The sequence below is a fragment of the Paenibacillus sp. SEL1 genome (assembly GCF_054602535.1).
Map to the genome: position 1 here is coordinate 3,115,113 of NZ_CM137723.1, position 7,388 is coordinate 3,122,500.

Annotated in this window: 6 protein-coding genes and 1 pseudogene; 5 read left to right on the forward strand and 2 right to left on the reverse strand. The window is 44.7% G+C overall.

Features of this window, described 5'->3' with window-relative positions; all coding sequences use genetic code 11:
- Positions 1-30 precede the first annotated feature (30 nt).
- Entirely contained in the window at positions 31-1,383 is a 1,353-nt protein-coding gene (locus tag ACYCSE_RS14130; protein WP_459698449.1) for an MATE family efflux transporter, read from the reverse strand.
- Positions 1,384-1,529: 146 nt separating this feature from the next.
- Between ACYCSE_RS14130 and ACYCSE_RS14135 the strand changes: the two genes are divergently transcribed.
- From ACYCSE_RS14135 to ACYCSE_RS14145, 3 genes are all read left to right on the forward strand, one after another.
- On the forward strand, positions 1,530-2,216 hold the full coding sequence (locus tag ACYCSE_RS14135; protein WP_235307428.1) for a TetR/AcrR family transcriptional regulator: 687 nt from the start codon (positions 1,530-1,532) through the stop codon (positions 2,214-2,216).
- Positions 2,217-2,790: 574 nt separating this feature from the next.
- Positions 2,791-3,543 carry an alpha/beta fold hydrolase gene (locus ACYCSE_RS14140; RefSeq protein ID WP_459698450.1) on the forward strand — a complete coding sequence of 251 codons (753 nt, stop codon included), beginning with the start codon at positions 2,791-2,793 and terminating at the stop codon, positions 3,541-3,543.
- 174 nt (positions 3,544-3,717) lie between these two features.
- Positions 3,718-3,984, forward strand: coding sequence for a dihydrofolate reductase family protein (locus tag ACYCSE_RS14145; protein WP_061831736.1), 267 nt, complete (start codon positions 3,718-3,720; stop codon positions 3,982-3,984).
- A 122-nt stretch (positions 3,985-4,106) separates the two neighbouring features.
- On the opposite strand, the gene ACYCSE_RS14150 is transcribed toward ACYCSE_RS14145, so the two are convergent.
- The gene (locus ACYCSE_RS14150) at positions 4,107-5,423 is read right to left on the reverse strand and encodes an erythromycin esterase family protein (protein ID WP_322176398.1); all 1,317 of its coding nucleotides are present in this window, start codon (positions 5,421-5,423) and stop codon (positions 4,107-4,109) included.
- A gap of 539 nt (positions 5,424-5,962) precedes the next feature.
- Between ACYCSE_RS14150 and ACYCSE_RS14155 the strand changes: the two genes are divergently transcribed.
- The gene (locus ACYCSE_RS14155) at positions 5,963-7,114 is read left to right on the forward strand and encodes an epoxide hydrolase family protein (protein ID WP_069291225.1); all 1,152 of its coding nucleotides are present in this window, start codon (positions 5,963-5,965) and stop codon (positions 7,112-7,114) included.
- A 38-nt stretch (positions 7,115-7,152) separates the two neighbouring features.
- Positions 7,153-7,271, forward strand: a pseudogene (locus ACYCSE_RS14160) (amidohydrolase family protein); the annotation flags it as partial.
- Positions 7,272-7,388 lie beyond the last annotated feature (117 nt).

Here is a 7,388-nt window from a genome sequence, read left to right on the forward strand (position 1 = left end):
TATCCTGCCTTCTTGCGTGTTATATGTTTTTTACTGTACTAAATTATCCAAATCCGGCTGCAATTTGGTCCGCAGAACATACAGCATGGTGGCACCAACAAGGAACGCAACGGCATCCGAAATGACAAGCGACCAGACCACCCCGTGGAATCCGTTCATTCGATTAGCAATATACAACACAGGAATCAGAGTAACTCCTTGAATAACTGACATAATAAACGCGGCGGTTCCTTGCGCTGTTGCTTGAAAGATACCGGTAAACAGCGAGGTCATTCCTGTAATGAACAAGGATAAGAACGTCACATGTAGAATGTAGCTACCCATTTCAATTAATTGCGGGTCACTCGTAAATAAACCAATTAAGTGGTCGGATATCAGATAGACGATAACACCAAACACGATTGCAAACGCCACAATAGCTTTGATTGTAAATCCAATGGTATGTTTCATGCGTAATTTATTCGCTGTAAAAGAGAAGGCAATCAACGGCACGACTCCCTCGCATAAGCCCATCAGAACAAACTCAGGAAATTGCAATAAGCGTGATGAAATTCCGTAAGCCGCTACGGCCTGATCCCCATAATCGACAAGAAAATGGTTAAAGATGAGCGACATTGCACCCAAGAAGCTACTCATAACAAAGACGGGAACTCCGATTTTGAATACATTGTTCAGAATATCCGTGGTAGCTTTAAACCATTTTACGGAGACGGTTAAGAATTGGCTCTTATATCCCATATGGAAGGTGTAGAATGCACTCGCAACCAAGTTAGAGATGACCGTAGCAGACGCAACGCCGATCACGCCCCAATGGAAGACGAAGATGACTAGCGCGTCGAGAATAATATTCACGACAACACTGAGAATCATTCCGATCATCGATGTGATTGCTGCACCCTCGGAGCGCACGATATTCTCTAGCGTGAAGAATAATACGACGAATGGTGAACCAATAAGCATAATCGTGACATAGTCCTTCGTGAATCCGAAGGAGCTAGTTGTTGCCCCGAGGCCATGAACGATTGGATCGATCAACGGGAGACCGACCGCCATCACGATAAGACCGAGAACTAAACTGCTGTAAAAGGCGAATGAAGACACATGCTTCACATCGTCATATTTTTTCTCTCCCAGCAAACGAGAGATGAATGTGCCGCTACCCATGCCTATCAAGTTGCCTAGCGCCATAATGATCGCGAATAACGGCAAGGTTAGTGCGAGTGCGGTTAACATGGCAGTATTGCCCAGTGTACCAAGGAAATAGGCATTTAAGATGGAATAGATGACATTCATTGACGTACCTAGCATCATCGGTACAGCGAAGTGAGCTACGGCTTTTGCGACCGGTGCTTTTTCAAAGTAATGGAGGTTTTCTGCATCCATGCGAGTCACTACTTTCTTTATTTATTTTGTCCTTCAGTCTAACACTGTTAGGTTGTGCCTTACAGTGTTAGATGATATCATGAACCTATGAACCTATGAACCTGTAAAGCATAAACTTACACTGTTAGATAAAAGGGCGGATACCGATGAAAAAAAAGCAGCCTCAAATTTCGGAGGATAAGATTTTGGAAGCCTCGTGGGAGCTTCTTGGAGAGGAGGGTATCGAGAAATTCAGTATGAGACGATTGGCCGACCGGCTAGGGATTCAGGCTCCCTCTTTGTACTGGTACTTCAAGAGCAAGCAGAATCTCTATCAGCGCTTGGCCAACCAGGTATCGAAAATGATTCTGGAGGAGTTTCATTCCGAGGGGGACTGGAAGGAGCAGCTGACGGGGCTTGCGGTAACGATGCGGAGTGTGCTCTACCGGTACCCCTGCTCCACGCAGCTCATGATGATGACGCTGCCCCACGAACCGGACATCATCCGGTTCACCAACCGTATGCTACTCTGCGTGGAGTCGACGCCGCTTGAGCAAGAGCAGAAAATACAAGTGGTTACTACGCTTGTGAACTATGTCTCCTACTTCGTCCTAGACGATTATCAGCATGAGCGTAATGTCTCCGCTATCCTCAAGGACCAGGGAGCGCTTCCGGGTGAGGAGATGATTCACCTTCTGAATTCCATGAGCGAGACAGAAGTGGGACTATTCCGGAGGATGTTCACGAACGGGCTGTTCGAGCTGATGGGGACCGACGGAGCGTTTGAGTTCGGATTGAAGCTGATTCTGTTGGGGGTTGAGCAGGTGATAAAGGAGCAGGAAAGTAGTATGTAAAAACCGCCCATCCGGTTATTGGATGGGCGGTTTCAATTAGGTTACGTTTACCCTAAATTGTTAGTGAATTTATAATCTTCTGTCTGTCTTTTGTCCTTTGTAAACGTGATTTACTTGTATTAATCATCAAGACAGGAAATAGGTATCTTCAACTCAATTACTAAGCATAAAATCAAAAGAAGCATTTATAAAGTTGATGTTATTGTCATATAAAATAATGATAGATTAACTAGTACTGGAGTACATTACAGAAAAGAGAACTTTATCACCGATTTTTTTAGCACGTAATAGCGAAGAATTCGCTTTTGATATCCGCCGCTATTCAACTAAAGGGCAGTTATTCAAAGTGACTTCATATCAATGTAAGTTTTACCCGCTCAAGGATTTCGGTGTTTTAAGTCTTGTAAGAACTTCTGATTTACGTAAAGTAGCTCTCCAAGCCGCAAATCACGCGGCATTCAATGAGATATTGTTTTTTTTCGATGTGGATATCTTTTTTTAATATAGACTGTATGTTCAGTCATGATTAAAATGCTAATCAAGAAAATATTACCTCACTGGGGAGGGGAACAAGGTGGAACTTTTTTACGAAATCGAAGGGAATGGAGTCCCTATAGTCATGATTCACTCGGGAGGTGTCGACTCAAGGGTATGGAGATATATGGTGCCTGAATTGGCAAAATCATTCAAGGTCATTACCTTCGATGGTCGAGGAACCGGCCGCTCGCCTGCTATGCAAGAGCCGACTTCACTTGTGGAGGATTTGCGCAAACTTCTCGAACATCTCGGACTGGATCTTGTCACACTTGTTGGCCATTCCATCGGTGGGCAAGTCGCGACTGATTTTGCGTTATCATATCCTTCTATGGTTGAGCGGCTAGTGGTGATTGCCCCTTCATTAACGGGGTTTGCATATTCGCAAGAATTTACCAATTATATAGCATCGGTGAATGCGGCCGCTCCCGATATTTCAAAACTTGTAGAGTTGTCTTTAGCCGGACCGATCTATCGGGCTACGATGGCTAGCCCCCACCGGAGATTTCTGAGTGAAATGCATACTCACTACATGACAAGGGTATTTACCGAGTGGAGGAGCTTTGATGTCCTTTGGCCAGAGCCGCCTTCGATTGAACGTTTAGAGAACATTGCAGCGAGTACGTTATTTATACAAGGAACAATAGAATGGCCGGATATGTATAATATCGCCGAGCACTTCAAGCGTGTACCTGAGATTAGGTTTGCCGAAATCAAAGGAGCTGATCATATGCTTGTTCTTACTCATGCGGAAGAACTAGCAACTAGTATCCGACAGTTTTGTCACAGATGAGAACCATACATGAATAGATTGGGTCTCTCTTGAATCAAAGTATTATAATGGGGTGATAAGAAATTTCCACTTCTGAAACTGGATTCTTTGCTCGAATCATTTTAAAGAAGGAAAACGCAACACCAGATAAATTGGACGCAACCCTCGTCTCAAGGGGATCTCAAGGAAGAAGTTTTGAACCTCAAAGAGCAACCCGGAAGTAACATCTTGGTGCTTGGAAGCGGCGAGTTAGTTAGGAAGCTGATGAAGCATGATCTCGTCGACGAGTTTCGGATCATGATCTTTCCGTTTATATGGGTGAGTGGAAAGCGTTTGTTTACAGATAACATCAAGACGATGTCTCTTAAGCATGTCTATACCAAGACCTTACATTCGGGAGCAGTTGAATTGACGTACCCTCCATCAAAAGAAGATAACGTTTTTCACCAAGGCTCAGACTGATAAAAACAAAGTCTGAGCCTGCCGCTGTTTTATATTGGAGCCAGTCTTATAATTATAATCCGGAGCCTGACGGTAAACTATACCCAGCTACCCTGCATCCCACAGACGGTTCTTGCGAGCTGTTATTCTGAAAATAAAGCATCCGTTGCAACCGGCTGAAGGATAGGCAGTGGCTGAAGGGAGATGGTCCGGTCGAGATGAACAAACGCATCATAACGATCCGCCATGCTGGAAGGCACGTAATTGCCGAATCGCTCATGAGCAGGCTCATATACAACACCGATGGCACGGTGGCCAATGACCGTATGCAGCATGGAAGATGCATCGGAGAGCATTACCACGCCATTCCGGCCGCCTCCCGCCCGGTGCATGCAATACTCCCAGCTTCCTGGCTGTCCGGGCGGCACGGTCATTTTCTCAACCGGAGCTCCCCAAGCTCTTCCGGCCAGTACCTCGCCCTGATAGGTCCCGAAGCCAACAGCAAACACACGATGTTCTGGATCCTCCCGCAGCAGCTGACCCACATTGACCATGCCATCAGCCATCATATCCGTTGCCCGCGCATCACCGATATGCGTATTATGCTCCCAGACAATAGCCTTTGCCGAGGCGCCGTAATAGGACATGATTCGCTTCAGTGATTCAACCATATGTCTGTCCCGTATATTCCAGGACTGCGGGCCTCCCTGGACCATCGTACGATAATAGGCCTCCGAACTGGAAGTGACGAGCATGTTCACCTCCGCATTCAGCTCTTCCTCACTTCCCGGATACGTCATGCGCCGGCTCTGAATCTGCTTCAGTAGCTCAACCACTTCTTTCTCACAGCTCTCCGAGAGCAATCCTGCCGCAATGCCATAAGCCTGATGGTCCCTGCTATATGGATCAAAACAGGCATATGTCCTGCGGGCCTGTTCCAGCTGGGGAGACTTGGTCTCCTCCAAATAACCGATGATTGCCTCCATCGATTCCCATAACGAGTACATATCGATGCCATAAAATCCAACCTTGGGACAGCCACTGCCGCCCCCTTGATTTACCTCATTGTAATCCTTCAGCCACTCCGCGAAATCACGAATATCCGTATTCGCCCACATCCAGGTCGGCCAGCGAGTAAAATCACCCAGTGCATCGGTTGCCGAAGAATCGGCCCCCTTCATTCCTTTAACATACCGGTTCAATCGATAAGCAGAGGGCCAGTCTCCTTCCACGCCGATAATGTTAAATCCCTTGCTTGCAATTAGCTTCTTCGAAAGCTCGGCCCGAACTCGGTAAAAATCAGACGTCCCATGGCTCGCCTCGCCAAGCAGCACAATATCTGCATCTCCGATGGCCTTAACTATGCGGTCTAGATTCTCCATTCCGTCCAATGGGATAAATAAGGCATTCAGCTCTTTCAAATATGCATTCTGCTCTGATAGATTATCATTAAAATTCATGAATTTGTTCCCTCCTTTAGACGGTATGAGTGAATTATTTCCGATTTGTCCATTCATTAACCCAAAACATGCCTCCCTTAGTGATAAGCCCGGGTAAGTCTGGTCCGGGCAAAATTTGAATTGATCTAACGGGCAGGATAGCGTGACGAAGTAATCTCGATAAATAAATAGAGGCACAGCTGATTCAGAAAATCGGATGCCATTTGCATTAGTCTAAAAACCATTCAAATAAAATTGGATATGCTTTTTCGGTTACATGGGGAACGCTTAAAAAGAGAGGATCGCGTTGAAACAGCGAAAGACCTGTTTGTATTCTCGGACCAGTTGGAAAATAACCTTGCGCTTCGGAAAGTGATATGGTGTTGAGAAATTGGAAATCATAACAAAAGGATGAAGTAATTAAGATAATTGTAAAACGTTGAGGATAAGGAAGGTTACTAAAGTCCTCCACGGCGAAAAAGATGCCCGATTTTTAGCATAGTACCACAGCAGTTCAAGGGATATCATTAAGATGTGCGCAAAAAAGGAGGAGAAATATAATGTCCGTTGAACGTTTTCATATTCACATTGCAGATGAAGTCCTTGATGATTTGAAAAGAAGATTACACCACATCCGCTGGCCGGATCAATTGGAAAACTCAGGCTGGGATCGAGGTGTTGATTTAACTTATTTAAAATCCCTTGTTTCGTATTGGCGAGAACAGTATGATTGGCGCGAACAAGAATCTCAGTTAAACCGTTTTTCCCAGTTTCGCTGCAACATCAATGGAATTGATGTGCACTTTGTTCATGAGTACGGAAAGGGTCCCAATCCCATGCCCATTATTCTAACCCACGGATGGCCAGATAGTTACCTTAGATATCAGAAGATTATTCCTCTTCTTACAGATCCAGCTAGCTATGGAGGTGATCCTAAGGATTCTTTCGATGTCATTGTCCCTTCATTACCTGGTTTTGCGTTCTCTAGCTCTCCTGACCATCCTGGTGTCAACAATTATCAGGTTTCCGAGATGTGGGCTAAATTAATGACAAAAGAATTAGGATACGATAAGTTTGCTGCAGCAGGTGGGGATATAGGTTCCGGAGTTACGAGATATCTGGCATCGAATCATCCTGAACTTTTATTCGGGATTCACCTAACAGATATTGGTATCATAAGAGATCTACTTACGTCCCATGAGCAGGTAAAACTTTCAGAGGAAGAACTTCAATACAAGAAAAGAGCATTAGAATGGCTTTCTCTAGAGGGAGGGTACATGTCGATACAATCGACACGTCCACAGACTCTTGCGTATGGACTTTCTGATTCACCAGCAGGCTTAGCCGGTTGGATTATTGAAAAATTCCGAGCTTGGAGTGATTGTGGAGGTGACCTCCGTCAAAGATTTAGCGAAGATGAACTCATTACGCATATCATGGTTTATTGGCTTACTAACACAATCGGGTCGTCAACGCAGATGTATTACGAAAATTCACATTCTCTGCCGTCATTAGGCTATATAAAAGTACCAACTGGGGTTGCATTATTCCCAGCAGATATAGTATTACCACCAAAAGACTGGGCAGTACGCAATTTAAATATAACTCGCTGGACTACCATGGCTCGTGGTGGACATTTTACGGCCATGGAAGAGCCAGAGCTTTTAGCCCAAGAAATTCGTACCTTCTACAAGCCTTATAGAGTGGAATAGTGAGTGTTTATGATGGAGCAGATACCTTAGAATAATATTCAAGAGCAAAAAGACCTTTTGAGTATGTGCGAACATCCAATTGATTCAGCGTTTGTTTGATGAAAAAACTACGGATAAAATCTTTTATTCGAATGCTATTAAAAGGTATTTCGAATAATTTTAAAATGCGCACTGACACGCTAACGGGTACATTAAGTTGAAACAAAAAGGTTGCCGTGGCAGCTATTTTATGTTAGGTCTAGTAGGACCAACTTACCAGCTGAGGCCGATAGGA